14 protein-coding genes and 1 tRNA gene are annotated in these 15,915 nt (G+C 65.3%); 8 read left to right on the forward strand and 7 right to left on the reverse strand.

Annotated elements, in window-relative coordinates:
* Positions 1 to 61: 61 nt before the first annotated feature.
* Positions 62 to 1,279: a branched-chain amino acid ABC transporter substrate-binding protein gene (locus EJP67_RS03590; protein ID WP_126019500.1), complete on the forward strand. Its 1,218-nt coding sequence runs from the start codon at positions 62 to 64 to the stop codon at positions 1,277 to 1,279.
* 84 nt (positions 1,280 to 1,363) lie between these two features.
* Here the strand turns inward: EJP67_RS03590 and EJP67_RS03595 are convergent, their stop codons facing one another.
* The 5 genes from EJP67_RS03595 to EJP67_RS03615 form a co-directional block, all read right to left on the reverse strand.
* Positions 1,364 to 1,753: a response regulator gene (locus EJP67_RS03595; RefSeq protein WP_126019503.1), complete on the reverse strand. Its 390-nt coding sequence runs from the start codon at positions 1,751 to 1,753 to the stop codon at positions 1,364 to 1,366.
* Positions 1,754 to 1,843: 90 nt separating this feature from the next.
* A complete protein-coding gene (locus tag EJP67_RS03600; protein ID WP_126019505.1) occupies positions 1,844 to 2,200 on the reverse strand; it encodes a hypothetical protein in 357 nt (118 codons plus the stop codon).
* A gap of 180 nt (positions 2,201 to 2,380) precedes the next feature.
* A tRNA-Ser gene (locus EJP67_RS03605) sits at positions 2,381 to 2,471 on the reverse strand.
* Positions 2,472 to 2,496: 25 nt separating this feature from the next.
* Positions 2,497 to 3,441, reverse strand: coding sequence for an SPFH domain-containing protein (locus EJP67_RS03610; RefSeq protein WP_126019508.1), 945 nt, complete (start codon positions 3,439 to 3,441; stop codon positions 2,497 to 2,499).
* A gap of 35 nt (positions 3,442 to 3,476) precedes the next feature.
* Entirely contained in the window at positions 3,477 to 3,902 is a 426-nt protein-coding gene (locus EJP67_RS03615) for an NfeD family protein (protein WP_126019510.1), read from the reverse strand.
* 230 nt (positions 3,903 to 4,132) lie between these two features.
* On the opposite strand from EJP67_RS03615, the gene EJP67_RS03620 reads away from it, so the two are divergent.
* The gene (locus EJP67_RS03620; RefSeq protein ID WP_126019512.1) at positions 4,133 to 6,439 is read left to right on the forward strand and encodes an arginine/lysine/ornithine decarboxylase; all 2,307 of its coding nucleotides are present in this window, start codon (positions 4,133 to 4,135) and stop codon (positions 6,437 to 6,439) included.
* A gap of 50 nt (positions 6,440 to 6,489) precedes the next feature.
* Here the strand turns inward: EJP67_RS03620 and EJP67_RS03625 are convergent, their stop codons facing one another.
* A complete protein-coding gene (locus EJP67_RS03625) occupies positions 6,490 to 7,332 on the reverse strand; it encodes a DNA ligase (RefSeq protein WP_126019514.1) in 843 nt (280 codons plus the stop codon).
* A gap of 70 nt (positions 7,333 to 7,402) precedes the next feature.
* Complete coding sequence (fabI, locus tag EJP67_RS03630) at positions 7,403 to 8,185, reverse strand: enoyl-ACP reductase FabI (protein ID WP_126019517.1); 783 nt, start codon at positions 8,183 to 8,185, stop codon at positions 7,403 to 7,405.
* 61 nt (positions 8,186 to 8,246) lie between these two features.
* Here fabI and EJP67_RS03635 point away from each other — a divergent pair, with 61 nt between their 5' ends.
* The 6 genes from EJP67_RS03635 to rimP all read left to right on the forward strand — a co-directional run bounded on the left by EJP67_RS03635 (position 8,247) and on the right by rimP (position 15,902).
* A complete protein-coding gene (locus tag EJP67_RS03635) occupies positions 8,247 to 10,055 on the forward strand; it encodes an extracellular solute-binding protein (protein WP_240650477.1) in 1,809 nt (602 codons plus the stop codon).
* 57 nt (positions 10,056 to 10,112) lie between these two features.
* Positions 10,113 to 11,126, forward strand: a complete 1,014-nt coding sequence (locus EJP67_RS03640) for a microcin C ABC transporter permease YejB (protein WP_126019520.1) — start codon at positions 10,113 to 10,115, stop codon at positions 11,124 to 11,126.
* Positions 11,119 to 12,177 (forward strand): ABC transporter permease, encoded by a 1,059-nt coding sequence (locus EJP67_RS03645; RefSeq protein ID WP_240650478.1) that lies wholly within the window; start codon positions 11,119 to 11,121, stop codon positions 12,175 to 12,177. The genes EJP67_RS03640 and EJP67_RS03645 overlap by 8 nt, the downstream gene beginning before the upstream one ends.
* Positions 12,177 to 13,838, forward strand: a complete 1,662-nt coding sequence (locus tag EJP67_RS03650; RefSeq protein ID WP_126019522.1) for an ABC transporter ATP-binding protein — start codon at positions 12,177 to 12,179, stop codon at positions 13,836 to 13,838. The genes EJP67_RS03645 and EJP67_RS03650 overlap by 1 nt, the downstream gene beginning before the upstream one ends.
* A gap of 19 nt (positions 13,839 to 13,857) precedes the next feature.
* A complete protein-coding gene (locus EJP67_RS03655) occupies positions 13,858 to 15,066 on the forward strand; it encodes a YbfB/YjiJ family MFS transporter (protein ID WP_126019524.1) in 1,209 nt (402 codons plus the stop codon).
* Between the two features lie 191 nt (positions 15,067 to 15,257).
* Positions 15,258 to 15,902, forward strand: coding sequence for a ribosome maturation factor RimP (rimP, locus tag EJP67_RS03660; RefSeq protein ID WP_126019526.1), 645 nt, complete (start codon positions 15,258 to 15,260; stop codon positions 15,900 to 15,902).
* Positions 15,903 to 15,915 lie beyond the last annotated feature (13 nt).

A 15,915-nucleotide genomic window follows, 5' to 3' on the forward strand; every position in this document is an offset into this window, starting at 1 on the left:
TGCGCGCCCGGATCGCACGACCGGTGTTTTTATTCTTTTCATCCAAGTTCTGGAGGTTCCCATGCAATTGAAATGGACTGCGGTCGCACTGGCTGCAATCACGCTTGTGGCTTGCGGCAAGAAGGAAGAAGCCGCTGCCCCTGCGGCAGCGCCCGCGCCAACGGCCGCGGCCCCGGCTGCTGCGCCTGCACCCGCACCTGCCGGAGACACCCTGGTCGTCAAGATCGGTCACGTGGCACCTACCAGCGGTCCCATCGCCCACCTCGGCAAGGACAACGAGTTCGGCGCCAAGATGGCCATCGAAGACCTGAATGCAAAGGGCATCAAGATCGGTGACAAGGTCGCCAAGTTCGAACTGGTTCCCGAAGACGATGCTGGCGACCCGAAGCAGGGCACGGCCGTCGCCCAGAAGCTCGTGGACGAAAAGGTCAATGGCGTTGTCGGTCACCTGAACTCCGGCACCACCATCCCCGCCTCCAAGCTGTACAGCGACGCTGGCATTCCGCAGATCTCGCCTTCGGCAACCAACCCGAAGTACACCCGCCAGGGCTTCAAGACCACTTTCCGCGTCGTGGCTGACGACACGCAGCTCGGCGGCACGCTGGGCAAGTACGCCGTCGAAACGCTCAAGGGCAAGAACATCGCCGTGATCGACGACCGCACCGCCTACGGCCAGGGCGTCGCAGAAGAATTCGAGAAGTCGGCCAAGGCAGCTGGCGCCACCATCGTGGGCCACGAGTTCACCACCGACAAGTCGACCGACTTCAACGCCATCCTGACCAAGCTGAAGGCTGCCAAGCCCGACGTCCTGTTCTTCGGCGGCATGGACGCCGTGGGCGGCCCGATGCTCAAGCAGGTCAAGCAACTCGGCCTGAACGTCAAGTTCATGGGCGGCGACGGCCTGTGCACCGGCGAACTGCCGAAGCTGGCTGGCGATGCCATCGGCGAAGACATGGTGGTGTGCGCTGAAGCCGGCGGCGTCGACGGCGACTTCAAGCAGCCCCTGGAAGACTTCAAGGCCAAGTTCAAGACCAAGAACGGCGTGGACGTGCAGATCTATGCACCGTACGTGTACGACGCGGTCAACGTGCTGGCCGAAGCCATGGTGAAGGCCGGTTCGTCCGACCCCGCCAAGTACCTGCCCGAAGTCGGCAAGGTCCAGTACAAGGGCGTGACCGGCCCGATCGCCTTCGACGAGAAGGGCGACATCAAGAACGGCGCCCTGACGCTGTACACCTACAAGGGTGGTGCGCGTACCCAGATCGCCGTGGTGCGTTGATTCGCTCCAGCCGAAAAGAGAAAAGGGCCTTCGGGCCCTTTTTCATTCCCGCTCCGTTTGCGGGGGCTGTGGATCAGAGTGGCGTCAGAGCGGCGCCAGGCCAGACGGACGGTTGGCGTTGCAGTATTCGATGAAGGCGTCGAGGTCCCGCGACTTGTCGAACACCGCGTCGGCGCCCAAGGCGGTGCAGCGGGCCCGGATGTCGGCCGTCACGTAGTTGCTGAGGACCACGACCCGCTGGCTGGGCTTGCGCTCCTTGCAGCCGCCGAGCACGCCGAGGCCGGAACCTTCCTTCAGGAACAGGTCGACGATGAGCAGTTGCCAGTCGTCGGGATGCGCAGCGAGCCAGGCGAGGGCGTCGCTCTCGGTCTCGGCGAAGCCGACCACACGGCCATTGACCAAATCCTCGAGTGCCGGGACCAGGTTGTCCCTGATGGTCTTGTTGTCCTCGACGAGGAACGTGATGAGGGCCATGCCGTGGTTTCGCTTTGAGAACGAATAGCGTAGCGTGCCTGACGCTGCCCACGCGTAGGAGAAAGGATATGGACGCGGTGCGCCGCCCCGTCAGTCCGAACCCTCGGCGCGGATCTTCGCCTTGAGCTTCTCGGCCAGCGCCTGGCTTTCGTCGCGCTCGGCCGTCACCTCGAGCCGTTTCTCGATTTCCTCGCTCAGGGCCGCATTCACCTCGGCGAGCTTCTCGGCAGACTGGGCCAGCTTTTCCTCCAGCTGGCTGGTGTGCTCGATGGCCTGCGCCACCTCGCCGACCTGCACTTCCTCGGGCAGCTCCTGCTCGAGCACCGTGTTCACCACGGCGAGGTTGTCCGATGCCCGCTGCACTTCGGCGGCCACCTGCTCGCTCTTCTCGAGGGTGTGGTCCAGCGTTGTGGTGCCGCGCGGCGGGTTTTTGGGTTTTCCGGCCATCGGAGTTCCTTAGGGGGCTTGGAAGTAGAACCTTTGGATCGTACTGCCAGACGAGGGGCTCGGGAGGCCATGGCTGGTTGTTGCAAAGCAACGCATTGCCTTTCAAGCCGAGGGCGCGACCCGGATGGCAAAAACAAAAAAAGCCCAGGTGCTTTGGGCAACCTGGGCTTCTTGTTTCTCTGGCGGAGCAGGCGGGATTCGAACCCGCGGAGGGCTATTAACCCTCACACGCTTTCCAGGCGTGCGACTTAAACCGCTCATCCACCGCTCCGAAGCCCACGATTGTAGCAGTCAGATCAGCCCTGATTCGCCTGACCTTGCGCCGAAGACTTGCCGGCCTGCACCATCCGCATCGCCGAAGCGATGAGCGAGGCGGTCTCGGTCATGTTGCTCGGCACGATCAGCGTGGTCTTGGAGTCGGCCGCGACCTTGCCGTAGGCGTCGACAGCGCGCTCGGCCACCTTGAGCTGCACGGCCTGTTCGCCGCCCGGCTGGCGGATGGCGGCCGCCACCCGCTCGATGGCATCCGCCGTCGCCGTTGCCACCGCCGTGATGGCCGCTGCCTCACCCTGGGCGTTGTTGATCTGCGCCTGCTTCTCGCCCTCGGAGCGGGCGATGAAGGCCTCGCGCTCGCCGGTGGCGATATTGATCTGCTCCTGGCGGCGGCCTTCGGATGCTGCGATCAGCGCGCGCTTCTCGCGCTCGGCCGTGATCTGGCGCTGCATCGCCTGCAGGATCTCCTTGGGTGGCGTCAGGTCCTTGATCTCGTAACGCAGCACCTTCACACCCCAGTTCAGCGCCGCCTCGTCGATCGCCGCCACCACCTGGGCGTTGATGACGTCGCGTTCCTCGAAGGTCTTGTCGAGTTCCAGCTTGCCGATCACGCTGCGCAGCGAGGTCTGGGCGAGCTGCGTGACGGCCACGATGTAGTTCGACGAGCCATAGCTGGCACGCATCGGGTCGGTCACCTGGAAGTACAGGATGCCGTCGACCTGCAGCTGCGTGTTGTCGCGCGTGATGCAGATCTGGCTGGGCACGTCGAGCGGGATTTCCTTCAGGCTGTGCTTGTAGGCCACCCGGTCGATGAACGGGATCAGGAAGTTGGGGCCGGGCGTCATCGTGCCGTGGTACTTGCCCAGCCGCTCGCGGATCCAGGCGTTCTGCTGCGGCACGAACTTGACCGACTGGCTGATGAAGATGATCGCGATGACCAGGATGATGAGGGGTACCGAAAATTCCATGGTGCGCTTCCTTTTTCTATGTACGGACTGACTGACTAAACCTTGTCGACCACCAGCCGGCTGCCGACCACCTCGACCACGCGATGCTCGCCGGTGGAAGGCGTACGCCCCGCACGCTGGACCACCGTCCACTGAGCGCCCCGGTAGCGCACAGTCGCCGTGCCGTCGGCGTTCCAGGCATCGACCTGCACGCTCTCGCCGATGTCGAGGTTCACGTCGCGGTTGGCTTCGGTGGGAGGGGCAGGGGGGCGCCTGCGCTGGATCGTGTACCAGACCAGTACAGCCCCCACGCCGATGACGGCCGCCACGATCAGCTGAGTGACGGTGCCGAAGCCCAGGTGCGCGGAGATCGCCGCAGCCGCGAAGCCCGCCGCCAGCAGCAGGAGATAGACGGTGCCCGAGAGCAGCTCGAGCACGATGGCCGCCCCCGCGATCAGCCACCAGACAGTGGAATTTGCCATGTCGACTCCTCGTTTTTTGCTTGTTCGATGCGCGCCATTCTGAGGCATCCGATCCAAGCGCTTGTCCTACGTAGGGATACTGGGCAGCAAAGGGAAAAACCGGTCTTGTCCGACGGCACCGGATGTCTTGCGCGAAGCTGACCGGATCCGTCATCCGAATTCCGTACACTTCGCGCCTCGCTACATTGCCCTGTGTGTCCTTTCCAGCCTGACCGTCCGGAGCCCCGCTCATGAAATTCCGCTTTCCCATCGTCATCATCGACGAGGACTTCCGCTCCGAAAACACTTCGGGCCTCGGCATCCGCGCTCTCGCGCAGGCCATCGAGACGGAAGGTTTCGAGGTGCTGGGCGTCACCAGCTACGGCGACCTGAGCCAGTTCGCCCAGCAGCAAAGCCGCGCCAGCGCCTTCATCCTGTCGATCGACGACGAGGAGTTCACCATCGGCCCCGACCTCGACCCGGCCGTGCTGAACCTGCGCACCTTCATCGGCGAAGTGCGGCGCAAGAACGCCGACGTGCCGATCTACATCTACGGCGAGACCAAGACCTCGCGGCACCTGCCCAACGACATCCTGCGCGAGCTGCATGGCTTCATCCACATGTTCGAGGACACCCCCGAGTTCGTGGCGCGCCACATCATCCGCGAGGCCAAGAGCTACCTCGAGAGCGTGCAGCCGCCGTTCTTCAAGGCGCTGATCGACTACGCCGAAGACGGCTCCTACTCGTGGCACTGCCCGGGCCATTCGGGCGGCGTGGCCTTCTTGAAAAGCCCCGTGGGCCAGATGTTCCACCAGTTCTTCGGCGAGAACATGCTGCGCGCCGACGTCTGCAACGCCGTGGAAGAGCTGGGCCAGCTGCTCGACCACACGGGCCCTGTGGCGGCCAGCGAGCGCAACGCGGCGCGCATCTTCAACGCCGACCACTGCTTCTTCGTGACCAACGGCACCAGCACCAGCAACAAGATGGTGTGGCACCACACGGTGGCGCCGGGCGATGTGGTGGTGGTCGACCGCAACTGCCACAAGTCGATCCTGCACGCGATCATCATGACCGGCGCGATTCCGGTGTTCATGAAGCCCACGCGCAACCACTTCGGCATCATCGGCCCCATTCCCAAGAGCGAGTTCGAGCAGAGCGCCATCAAGGCCAAGATCAAGGCCAACCCCCTCCTGGCCGACGTGGACGCCGACAAGGTCAAGCCGCGCGTGATGACGCTCACGCAGTCGACCTACGACGGCGTCATCTACAACACCGAAACCATCAAGAACATGCTCGACGGCTACGTCGACACGCTGCACTTCGACGAGGCATGGCTGCCGCACGCGGCCTTCCACCCGTTCTATGGCGCCTACCACGCGATGGGCAAGCGCCGGGTGCGTCCGAAGGAGTCGCTGGTGTTCGCCACGCAGTCCACCCACAAGCTGCTGGCCGGCATCAGCCAGGCCAGCCATGTGCTGGTGCAGGACTCGCAGAACCGCCAGCTCGACCGCGACCTCTTCAACGAGGCCTATCTGATGCACTCGTCGACCAGCCCGCAGTACGCGATCATCGCGAGCTGCGACGTGGCCGCCGCCATGATGGAGCCGCCCGGCGGTACCGCGCTGGTGGAAGAGAGCATCCTCGAGGCGCTGGACTTCCGCCGCGCCATGCGCAAGGTCGAGGAGGAGTTCGGCAAGGACGAGTGGTGGTTCAAGGTCTGGGGCCCCGAGAAGCTCGTCGAAGAGGGCATCGGCCGTGCCGAAGACTGGATCATGCACGGCGAGAAGAACGGCCAGCAGAAGACCGGCAAGGGCAAGAACTCGTCGCGCAACTGGCACGGCTTCGGCGAACTGGCCGACGGCTTCAACATGCTCGACCCGATCAAGTCGACCATCGTCACGCCGGGCCTGGACCTCGAAGGCAACTTTGCCGAGACCGGTATCCCGGCCAGCGTCGTGACCAAGTTCCTCGCCGAGCACGGCGTGATCGTCGAGAAGACCGGCCTCTACAGCTTCTTCATCATGTTCACCATCGGCATCACCAAGGGCCGCTGGAACACGCTGCTGACTGCGCTGCAGCAGTTCAAGGACGACTACGCGCGCAACCAGCCGATGTGGCGCATCATGCCGGAGTTCTGCCAGCAGCACCCCGGCTACGAACGCCTGGGCCTGCGCGACCTGTGCCAGCACATCCACCAGCTGTACGCGCGCTACGACGTGGCCCGCCTCACGACCGAGATGTACCTGAGCGACCTGACGCCGGCCATGAAGCCCAGCGATGCCTTCGCCCACATCGCCCACCGCAAGACCGAGCGCGTGGAGATCGACGACCTCGAGGGCCGCATCACCACCAGCCTGATCACGCCGTATCCGCCGGGCATTCCGCTGCTGATCCCGGGCGAGGTGTTCAACAAGAAGATCGTCGACTACCTCAAGTTCTCGCGCGAGTTCAACACGCAGTGCCCGGGCTTCGAGACCGACATCCACGGCCTGGTGGCGCGCGTCGACGAGACGGGCAAGAAGCGCTACTACGCGGACTGCGTCAAGGAATCCAGGTAAGGGGCGAGAGGGCTGATCAGGGCTGATTGGCCAGCCCAGCAGCCGGCCAATCAGCCTTCGCGCACCCGCATGAAGCGTGCGAAGCGGGGCAGGCCCTTGGCGGTCAGGCCGTTGTAGCGGTAGGTCACCCAGGTGCCGATGGCGGGCGGGTTCTCTCGCTCGGCATCGGTCAGGCCGGTGCCGAGCCTGAAGCGTTTGCCTTCGGGCGTCTCGACCACCAGCGCGCCCAGCCGGGTGCTGTGCCTGCCCTTGCCGGGCAGGTGCTCGATCACTCGGGCTTCGGCGTCCTCGTAGGGCTTGACCTTGAGCAGGTCGTTGCCACGTTCGCCCTTGTAGAGCGAAGCCCCGCGGTGGAGCATCAGGCCTTCGCCGCCCATCTTCACCGTCTTGTCGAGCAGCGCCTGCAGGGCTTCGTGCGTGGTGGCGCGCTCCTGTGGCACGGGCACGACCCACGGTGCGTCAGTGATCGGCAGCAACTTGCGCAGGGCAGCCAGCCGCGTCGTGAAGTCGCCGGGCTGCGCAGGCAGGTCGAAGACCATGTAGCGCATCTCGTGCCAGGCGATGTCGTTAGGCGTCTGGTTGCGTGCGGTCGACACCGCGTGCGCGAACCGGCCCCGGCCGGCCCAGAGCTCGCCGTCGAGCGGCTGCTTCGGCAGTGGAGTGGTGAACCATGCCGGGGCGACGATGCGTTCGCCGCCGCGCGTCCAGAGCTGCCTGCCGTCCCAGAAGGCGCGTACGCCGTCGTACTTCTCGCTGACCCAGTAGTCCGCCAGCGACATGTCCCGGCGGTAGGTCTCGGCCAACATCAGCGGCGGCGCGGGCTCGCGCGCGAGCGCGGCCGGCGCGATGGCCAGGCCGAAAGCGGCGAGCAGCAGGGAACGGCGGTTCAACACGATGCTATGAAATAGAGAGCAAAAAAAGCAAGGCCGCTTGCGCGGCCCGTCTTTGTGGGCGTTGGGCGGGCTACTCGGCCATGCCGCCGACCACGTTGCTGAAGCCGCCGTCCACGTAGGTGATCTCGGCGGTCACGCCGCTGGCCAGGTCGCTCAGCAGGAAGGCGGCGACGTTGCCCACTTCCTCGATGGTCACGTTGCGCCGGATCGGCGATGCGTCGGCCACGGCCGCCAGCATCTTGCCGAAGCCCTTGATGCCGCTGGCCGCCAGCGTCTTGATCGGGCCCGCGCTGATGCCGTTGACGCGCATGCCCTTCGGGCCCAGCGAGGCGGCCGTGTAGCGCACCGAGGCTTCGAGCGAAGCCTTGGCCAAGCCCATGGTGTTGTAGTTGGGCAGCGCGCGCTCGGCACCCAGGTAGGTCAGCGTGAGCAGGGCCGACTTGTCGTTGAGGTAGGGCAGGGCCGCCTTGGCCATGGCCGGGAAACTGTAGGCGCTGATGTCGTGCGCGACCTTGAAGCCCTCGCGCGAGAGCCCGTCGAGGAAGTCGCCCGCGATGGATTCGCGCGGCGCGAAGCCGATGCTGTGCACGAAGCCGTCGAACTTGGGCCAGGTTTGGGCGAGGTCGGCGAAGAGCTTGTCGATCTGGGCGTCGTCGCTCACGTCGCAGTCGAAAATCAGCTTCGAGCCGAAGTCTGCGGCATATTCGGTGATACGGTCCTTGAATCGCTCGCCGACGTAGCTGAAGGCGAGCTCCGCGCCCTGGTCGTGACAGGCCTTGGCAATGCCATAAGCAATGGAGCGATTGCTCAGTACACCGGTGATCAGCAGTTTCTTGCCCGAAAGAAAGCCCATGGGGTTGCCTTGTGAAAATCTTGGGCAGAATTCTCGCATGCGAGGTTGGCTGCTTCTGACGATGGCTCTCTTGGCGTCCACCTCGTGGGCGGCACACGGTCTGGGCATGGGTTACGAGCCCAAGTACCCGGCGTCCTTCAAGAATTTCGACTACGTGAACCCCGACGCCCCCAAGGGCGGCGACCTGGTCCTGTCGTCCAGCGGGAGCTTCGACAAGCTCAATCCGTTCACGCTCAGGGGTGTGCCGCCGGTGGGCATGGGCTACAGCTCCAACGGTTTCGTGTTTTCCGAGTACGGCCTGGTCTTCGACTCGCTGATGACGCCCAGCGAGGATGAACCCTTCTCCAACTACGGCCTGCTCGCCGAGGACGTTCAGCTGGCGCCGGACCGCCTGAGCGTCACCTTCCGCCTGAACCCGAAAGCGAAATTCTCCGACGGTTCCCCGGTGCTCGCGAAGGACGTGAAGTACTCCTTCGACACCCTGATGAGCAAGCAGGCCGGCCCGACCTTCCGCTCCTACTGGGTGGACATCAAGGACGCCGTGGTGGTCGGGGAGCGCACGATCCGCTTCGATTTCAAGCGCCAGAACTCCGAGTTGCACATGATCATCGGCCAGTTGCCGGTGTTCTCCAGCGCCTGGGGCAAGGGCAAGCCCTTCGACCAGATCGTGAGCGAGCCGCCGATCGCCAGCGGGCCCTACGTGGTGGACAAGGTCGATTTCGGCAAGTACATCTCGTACCGCCGGCGGACGGACTACTGGGCCGCCGATCTGCCGGTGCGCAAGGGCATGTTTAATTTCGGCTCGGTGTCCTACCAGTACTTCAAGGACAAGCTCGGCGAGGAAGAGTCGCTCAAGGCCGGCTCGCTCGATGCGATGGAAGAGGGCTCGATCATCGCCTGGGTGCGTCGCTACAAGGGTCGCCGCTTCGACTCCGGCGAGCTGATCAAGGAAGAGATCTCGCACCGCCGCTTCACCGGCATGCAGGGCTTGGTGCCCAACCTGCGGCAGCCCCGCTTCCAGGACATGCGCGTGCGTCAGGCACTCGCGCTGGCCTTCGACTTCGACTGGCTCAACCAGCATCTGTTCTATGGGCGCCGGGCGCGCACCACGAGCTACTTCCAGAACAGCGACGACCTGATGGCGCAGCCCGAGGTCACTCCGGAAGAGCAGGCGCTCATGGATCACCTGAAAAACAGGCAGCGCTACATCGACAACACCAGGGGCGAGCTGCCGCGCCCGGCCGCAAGCGGAGACACGGCCGAGGGCCTGCGCCGCAACCTCGTGCGCGCGCAGGAACTGCTGCGGGAGGCGGGCTGGACCTACAGGAACGGCGCCCTGCGCGACAAGGACGGCACGCCCTTCGTCATCAACTTCGACATCGCGGATCGAAGCTCGGGCGTGGTGCTCGCGCCTTACGCGCGCAACCTCGCCAAGCTCGGGATCACGCTCGACTACCGCCTTCGCGATCCGAGCCTGCTGAAGAAGAAGCAGGACGACCTCGAGTTCGACATGGCCATCAACATCGCCGGTGGCTCGTCGAGCCCGGGCAACGAGCTCTTCGACGACTTCGGCTCCAAGTCGGCCAACGAGAAGGGCAGCCAAAACCTTGGCGGCATCAGCGATCCGGTGATCGATGAGATCCTGGAGGTGATCGTCAACTCCCCCGACCGCAAGTCGCTTGCCGCTGGCGCGCGCTTGCTGGACCGTTACTTGCTCCACCAGAACTACGTGATCCCGATGTACTACGGCAAGCAGTATTTCATTGCCCACAAGCGCAAGCTGCGCCGGCCGGAGGCCCCGCTGCCGCAGCGCCTGCTCGCCGGCTCGGCGATGCTGACGATGTGGTGGATCGACCCCGCCGCGAAGTAGCCGGGCGGACGGACCAGCAACCCATAAGCAAACCGAGACACGAGCAGACCAGACCGCATGGCCGCCTACCTCCTCAGACGCCTTCTGCTGATCATTCCGACGCTGTTCGGGGTGCTGCTGATCAATTTCATCATTGTCCAGTTCGTTCCGGGCGGCCCCGCCGAGCAACTGCTGTCGCAGCTGACGAACAAGGAGAACCGCATCTCCGGCGGTCCCGCCGGGCGCGCCCTCGATGCCAGGCAGGTGGCGGAAATCAAGGCGCTCTATGGCTTCGACAAACCGGCGCCGGAGCGTTTCTGGCAGATGCTCAAGCAGTTCGCCAGCTTCGACCTGGGCAAGAGCTTCTTCCAGAGCAAGGACGTATGGCAGCTCATCAAGGAGAAGCTGCCAGTCTCCATCAGCCTCGGGCTCTGGACCTTCTTCATCAGCTACCTCATAGCGGTGCCGCTCGGCGTGGCAAAGGCGGTGCGCGCCGGTTCGCGCTTCGACTTCCTGACCACGCTTCTGGTGCTGGTCGGCTATGCCATTCCGGGCTTCGTGCTGGGCGTGGCGCTGCTGGTGATCTTCGGAGGCCAGCTCCAGTGGTTCCCGTTGCGCGGGCTGACCTCGCCGAACTGGGAGTCGCTGAGCTGGGGCGCGCGAATCGTCGATTACCTGTGGCATATCACGCTGCCGGTCACGGCGATGGTGCTCGGCAGCTTCGCGATCACCGCGATGCTCACCAAGAATTCCTTCCTGGAGGAAATCCGCAAGCAGTACGTGCTGACGGCGCGCGCAAAGGGGCTGGCCGAGCGCCAGGTCCTGTGGAAGCACGTGCTGCGCAATGCGCTGATTCCGATCATCACTGGCTTCCCGGCGGCGTTCATCGGCGCCTTCTTTGCGGGTGCGCTCCTGATCGAGACGCTGTTCTCGCTCGACGGCATGGGCCTTCTGAGCTACGAGAGCGTTCTGCGGCGCGACTACCCGGTGTTCCTGGGCACGCTCTATCTGTTCACGCTGATCGGACTGGTGACCAAGCTCATCTCCGATCTCTGCTACGTCTGGGTCGATCCGAGGGTGAAGTTTGACTGACAAGAAGAACGAAGCGCCCGCCGTGGTGTCGGTGAGCCCGGGGCGCCGCGCCTGGCGCCGCTTTCGCCGCAATCCGCTCGGGTTCTGGAGCCTGGTGATCTTCTCGGCGCTTGTGGTGCTGAGCCTTTTCGCCGACGTGCTGTCCACCGACAAGCCGCTCATAGTGCGCTACGAGGGTCAGACCTATTTCCCTGTACTGCGCGACTATTCCGAGAAAACCTTCGGCGGCGATTTCGAGACGCCGACCGACTACCTCGATCCATTCATCGAGCAGCGCATCACGCAGGGCGGCAACTGGGCGATCTACGCGCCCAACCGCTACGGTCCCAGCACGCTCAACTACTTCTCGAAGCCGCCGAACCCCGCGGCGCCCTCGGGCGAAAACCTGCTCGGCACGGACGAGCGGGGGCGTGACCTGCTGGCGCAGCTGATCTACGGTTTCCGCGTGAGCGTGCTGTTCGCGCTGGCGCTCACGGTGATCGGCGTGGTGCTGGGCGTTGCGACCGGCGCGGTACAGGGCTTCTTCGGCGGCAAGACCGATTTGACCTTCCAGCGACTGATCGAGATATGGAGCGCGATGCCGGAGCTGTACCTGCTGATCATTTTCAGCGCGATCTTCACGCCCAGCGTGGCGCTGCTGCTGATTTTGCTGAGCCTGTTCGGCTGGATGGGGCTGTCCGACTACGTTCGTGCCGAGTTCCTGCGCAACCGACAGATGGACTACGTGCGCGCGGCGAGGGCGCTCGGCGTGGGCAACCTGCAGATCATGTGGCGCCACATCCTTCCCAACAGCATGGTGCCGGTCGTTACCTTCCTTCCGTTTCGCATGAGCGCGGCGATCCTTGCGCTGACTTCGCTCGACTTCCTCGGGCTCGGCGTGCCGCCCGGTACGCCGTCGCTGGGCGAGTTGCTGAGCCAGGGCAAGGGCAACATCGATGCCTGGTGGATTTCGCTGTCGACCTTCGTTGTGCTGGTCGTCACGCTCATGCTGCTGACCTTCATGGGCGACGCCCTGCGCGACGCTCTCGATCCCCGGAAGGCCGACAAGTGATGAGCAGCGACGCACAACAATCCGCCGGCAATCGGCAGCCTCTTCTCGAAGTGGATGGCCTTCGCATCGCCTTCGGCGGCAAGGAGGTGGTGCACGGCATCGACTTCCGGATGGCCGCGGGCGAGAAGCTCGCGCTCGTCGGCGAATCCGGCTCGGGCAAGACCGTCACCGCACTGTCGCTGCTGCGGTTGGTGCAGAACGCAGAGCTTTCGGGCAGCGCCCGACTCTTCGGCAACGGGCAGAAGGAGCAGAAACAGCAGGCGCCGCGCGACCTGTTGTCGATCCCCGAGCGTCAACTGCGCGGCATCCGCGGCAAGGAGATCGCCATGATCTTCCAGGAGCCGATGACCGCGCTGAACGCGCTCTACACCGTGGGCGACCAGATCGCCGAGGTGCTCGAGCTGCACGAGGGCCTCTCGAAACGGGAGGCGCAGGCGGCGGCGGTCCAGTTGCTGGCCGATACGGGCATTCCCGAGCCGGCGCGGCGGGCCAGGGCGTTCCCGCACCAGCTCTCGGGAGGCCAGCGCCAGCGCGCGATGATCGCCATGGCGCTCGCCTGCAAGCCGCGCCTGCTGCTGGCCGACGAGCCGACCACCGCACTCGACGTGACCGTGCGCGCGCAGATCCTCGACCTGCTCGCCGACCTCCAGCGCAAGCACGGCATGGCGGTGCTGCTCATCACGCACGACCTGAACCTGGTGCGCCGCTTCGCCGATCGCGTGGTGGTCATGGAAGGCGGCCGCATCGTCGAGCATGGCCCGGTGGCCTCGGTGTTCGAGGCGCCGCAGCATCCCTACACGCGCAAGCTGATCGACAGCCATCCCGAGCGTGACGTGGCAGCCGTGGCCGTGAACGCCGGCACGGCACCGCTGATCGAGGCGAAGGCGCTGCGCGTGAGCTATCCGGTGCCGAAACCGGGTTTTGCCGGCTGGTTCGGCAAGGGCGAATTCGTGGCGGTGCAGGGCGCCGATTTCCGCATCGCGCCCGGCGAGACGCTGGGCGTGGTCGGCGAGTCGGGCTCGGGCAAATCGACACTGGCGCTGGCAGCGCTGGGATTGCTGAAGCACAAGGGCGCGCTCACGGTCGCCGGCAAAGGCTGGGCGGTGGACCGGGCCTCCGACCTGGCGTTGCGCCGGGTGATGCAGGTGGTGTTCCAGGATCCGTTCTCCTCGCTTTCTCCGCGCATGACGGTGGAGCAGATCGTGGGCGAAGGGCTGCGGGTGCATGCGCCGGCGCTGGGTGTCGAGGCGCGCCGCGCGCGTGCGCTGGCCGCGCTGGCCGACGTCGGCCTGACGGAGGCGCAGTTTCCGGCGCTGCTTGATCGCTATCCGCACGAGTTCTCGGGCGGGCAGCGGCAGCGGCTGGCGATCGCCCGGGCGCTGATCGTCGATCCGCAACTCCTGGTGCTCGACGAGCCCACGAGCGCGCTCGACGTCACGATCCAGAAGCAGGTGCTGGGCCTGCTGCAGCGGCTGCAGCGTGAGCGGGGGTTGAGCTACCTGCTGATCACGCACGACGTGGAGGTGATCCGTGCGATGGCGCACAACGTCATCGTGATGAAGGACGGCGCCATCCTCGAAACCGGGCGGGTCGAACAGGTGCTGGACGCGCCCGAGCACCCCTATACGAAGAAGCTGGTGGCCGCCGCGCTGCTGGAATAAGACGGAGACTGCAAGAAGAATGTCGGAAATCGGACGCGACCGGCGCGGTGCATGGCGCGCGGCGCTTGCCTGCATGGTCACCCTCGCGGTGGCGATGGGCCTGGGGCGCTTCGCCTTCACGCCCATGCTGCCCATCATGCTGCACGAAGGAAAGCTCGAACTGGCTGCCGGCGGGGTGCTGGCGTCGCTCAACTACCTGGGCTACTTCCTCGGCGCCGTGAGCTGCGCGGCTATCGGCATCAAGGCATCGAGCATGGTGCGCGGCGGCCTGCTGGCCACGGCCGCGCTGCTGGTGGGCATGGGGCTGCTGCACAGCTTCGCGAGTTGGGGCGTGTTGCGCACGGCGGCGGGCGTGATGAGCGCCTGGGTCTTCGTCTTCGCCTCGGGCTGGGGGCTGCGCCGGCTGGCGGAGACGAATGCGCCGACGCTGGCCGGAGTGATCTATACGGGGCCGGGGATAGGCATCGCCATGACCGGGCTGCTGGGCGGTGCGCTGGGGCGGTGGGGCTCGGACGCGGGCTGGATCGGGCTGGGCATCCTCGCGGTGGTGCTGATCGCCCTGATCTGGCGGGTGTTCGACGACGGCGAAATTGCGCCGGCCGGCGGTGCGGCGGCTCCGGCGCCGGCTGCGGCGGCCCGCATTGCCGGGCCGGACGACCGCAGCGACGCGATCTGGCTGGTCGTGCTCTACGGGCTGGCGGGCTTCGGCTACATCATCACGGCCACTTTCCTGCCGGTGATCGCCCGGCAGGCGCTGCCGGGGTCGTCCTGGCCGGATTTCTTCTGGCCGCTGTTCGGGGCGGCCATCATTCCGGGGGCGCTGATCGGTGCCCGTGCGCCGACGCACTGGGACAACCGGCTGCTGCTGGCCGTGGCCTATGCGCTGCAGGCGCTGGGCGTGGTGCTTTCGGTGGCGTGGCCCAGCATTCCTGGGTTCGCTCTGGGCAGCCTGCTGCTGGGCATGCCGTTCACCGCCATCACTCTTTTTGCGATGCGGGATGCGCGCCGGCTGCGCGGCAACGCGGCGGCGGGGCTGATCGGCTATGCGACGGCCTCGTACGGGGTGGGGCAGATCGTCGGGCCGCTGTTCGCCGCGCCGCTGGCGCAGCGGACCGGGTCGTTCCAATTGCCCTTGCTGGTTGCGGCGGCTGCGTTGGCGCTCGGGGCGGTGCTGTTCGCCTTCGTCTGGTTCAAATCGCGTCGCGCGGCCGTGGGGACCCCGCAATAGCGTGTCAGGGCGCTTGGAAGCCCTTCATTAATTGCGCAAATAGCATATAATTCGAGGCTCACGACCAAACGGGCGGGTACCAACCGCCCGTTTTTTTTGGTCCATCCATTCCGGGCTTTCATTCATGGCTATCTGGCATCCGTGGCGGGCGGATGGCAGGGCCGGGCATTTAAAAAGGCACTTTCGAACACGTGGCATTGCAGCAAGTAGTGGAACAAACCGTGGCCGGCCTCGGCTACGACCTGGTCGAGATCGAACGTTCGGCCGGGGGATTGCTGCGCGTGACGATTGATTTGCCCTGGAAAGCCCCCACCTCCGAAGCTGTGGCCGCAGGGCTGCCGGAACCTTTCGTCACGGTCGAGGACTGCGAGAAGGTCACCCGCCAGCTGCAATTCGCGCTCGAGGTCGACGGCGTTGACTACAAGCGGCTCGAAGTGTCCTCGCCGGGTATTGACCGTCCGCTTCGCAATGAGCAGGATTTCGAGCGATTCGTGGGCGAGGTGATCGACATCACGCTCAAGGCGCCGATGGGCGCCGCCGCGGCCGGCCAGGTGGCGGCCAACCGCAAGAAGTTTCGCGGCACGCTGGAGCGGGCCGCACAGGTAGAGGGCGCCGGCGCCCCGGGCTGGCAGATCGTCTGGAGCGATGCGCCCGAGCCCAAGCCGGGTCAAAAAGTGAGCAAGAAGCGCGCGCCCGCAACGCTGCAGGCGCTCGGCTTCGCGCTGGACGAGCTGCGCGAGGCGCGGCTCGCGCCAATTGTGGATTTCAAGGGCCGCAAGGCCAGAACCCAGCCGGGTTTTTCGGATATTGACGACGGAACGCAGGTTCCGGACTGACCAGAGGAGTGGT

It is taken from the genome of Variovorax guangxiensis (assembly GCF_003952165.1).
In the GTDB taxonomy this organism is placed as follows: Bacteria; Pseudomonadota; Gammaproteobacteria; order Burkholderiales; family Burkholderiaceae_C; genus Variovorax; species Variovorax guangxiensis.

What these genes read in the sequence shown, in the direction of transcription:
- EJP67_RS03590 (WP_126019500.1), top strand. Translation starts at nt 62, where the DNA reads ATGCAATTGAAATGGACTGCGGTCGCACTGGCTGCAATCACGCTTGTG.
- EJP67_RS03595 (WP_126019503.1), bottom strand. Translation starts at nt 1,753, where the DNA reads ATGGCCCTCATCACGTTCCTCGTCGAGGACAACAAGACCATCAGGGAC.
- EJP67_RS03600 (WP_126019505.1), bottom strand. Translation starts at nt 2,200, where the DNA reads ATGGCCGGAAAACCCAAAAACCCGCCGCGCGGCACCACAACGCTGGAC.
- EJP67_RS03610 (WP_126019508.1), bottom strand. Translation starts at nt 3,441, where the DNA reads ATGGAATTTTCGGTACCCCTCATCATCCTGGTCATCGCGATCATCTTC.
- EJP67_RS03615 (WP_126019510.1), bottom strand. Translation starts at nt 3,902, where the DNA reads ATGGCAAATTCCACTGTCTGGTGGCTGATCGCGGGGGCGGCCATCGTG.
- EJP67_RS03620 (WP_126019512.1), top strand. Translation starts at nt 4,133, where the DNA reads ATGAAATTCCGCTTTCCCATCGTCATCATCGACGAGGACTTCCGCTCC.
- fabI (WP_126019517.1), bottom strand. Translation starts at nt 8,185, where the DNA reads ATGGGCTTTCTTTCGGGCAAGAAACTGCTGATCACCGGTGTACTGAGC.
- EJP67_RS03635 (WP_240650477.1), top strand. Translation starts at nt 8,247, where the DNA reads ATGGCTCTCTTGGCGTCCACCTCGTGGGCGGCACACGGTCTGGGCATG.
- EJP67_RS03640 (WP_126019520.1), top strand. Translation starts at nt 10,113, where the DNA reads ATGGCCGCCTACCTCCTCAGACGCCTTCTGCTGATCATTCCGACGCTG.
- EJP67_RS03650 (WP_126019522.1), top strand. Translation starts at nt 12,177, where the DNA reads ATGAGCAGCGACGCACAACAATCCGCCGGCAATCGGCAGCCTCTTCTC.
- EJP67_RS03655 (WP_126019524.1), top strand. Translation starts at nt 13,858, where the DNA reads ATGTCGGAAATCGGACGCGACCGGCGCGGTGCATGGCGCGCGGCGCTT.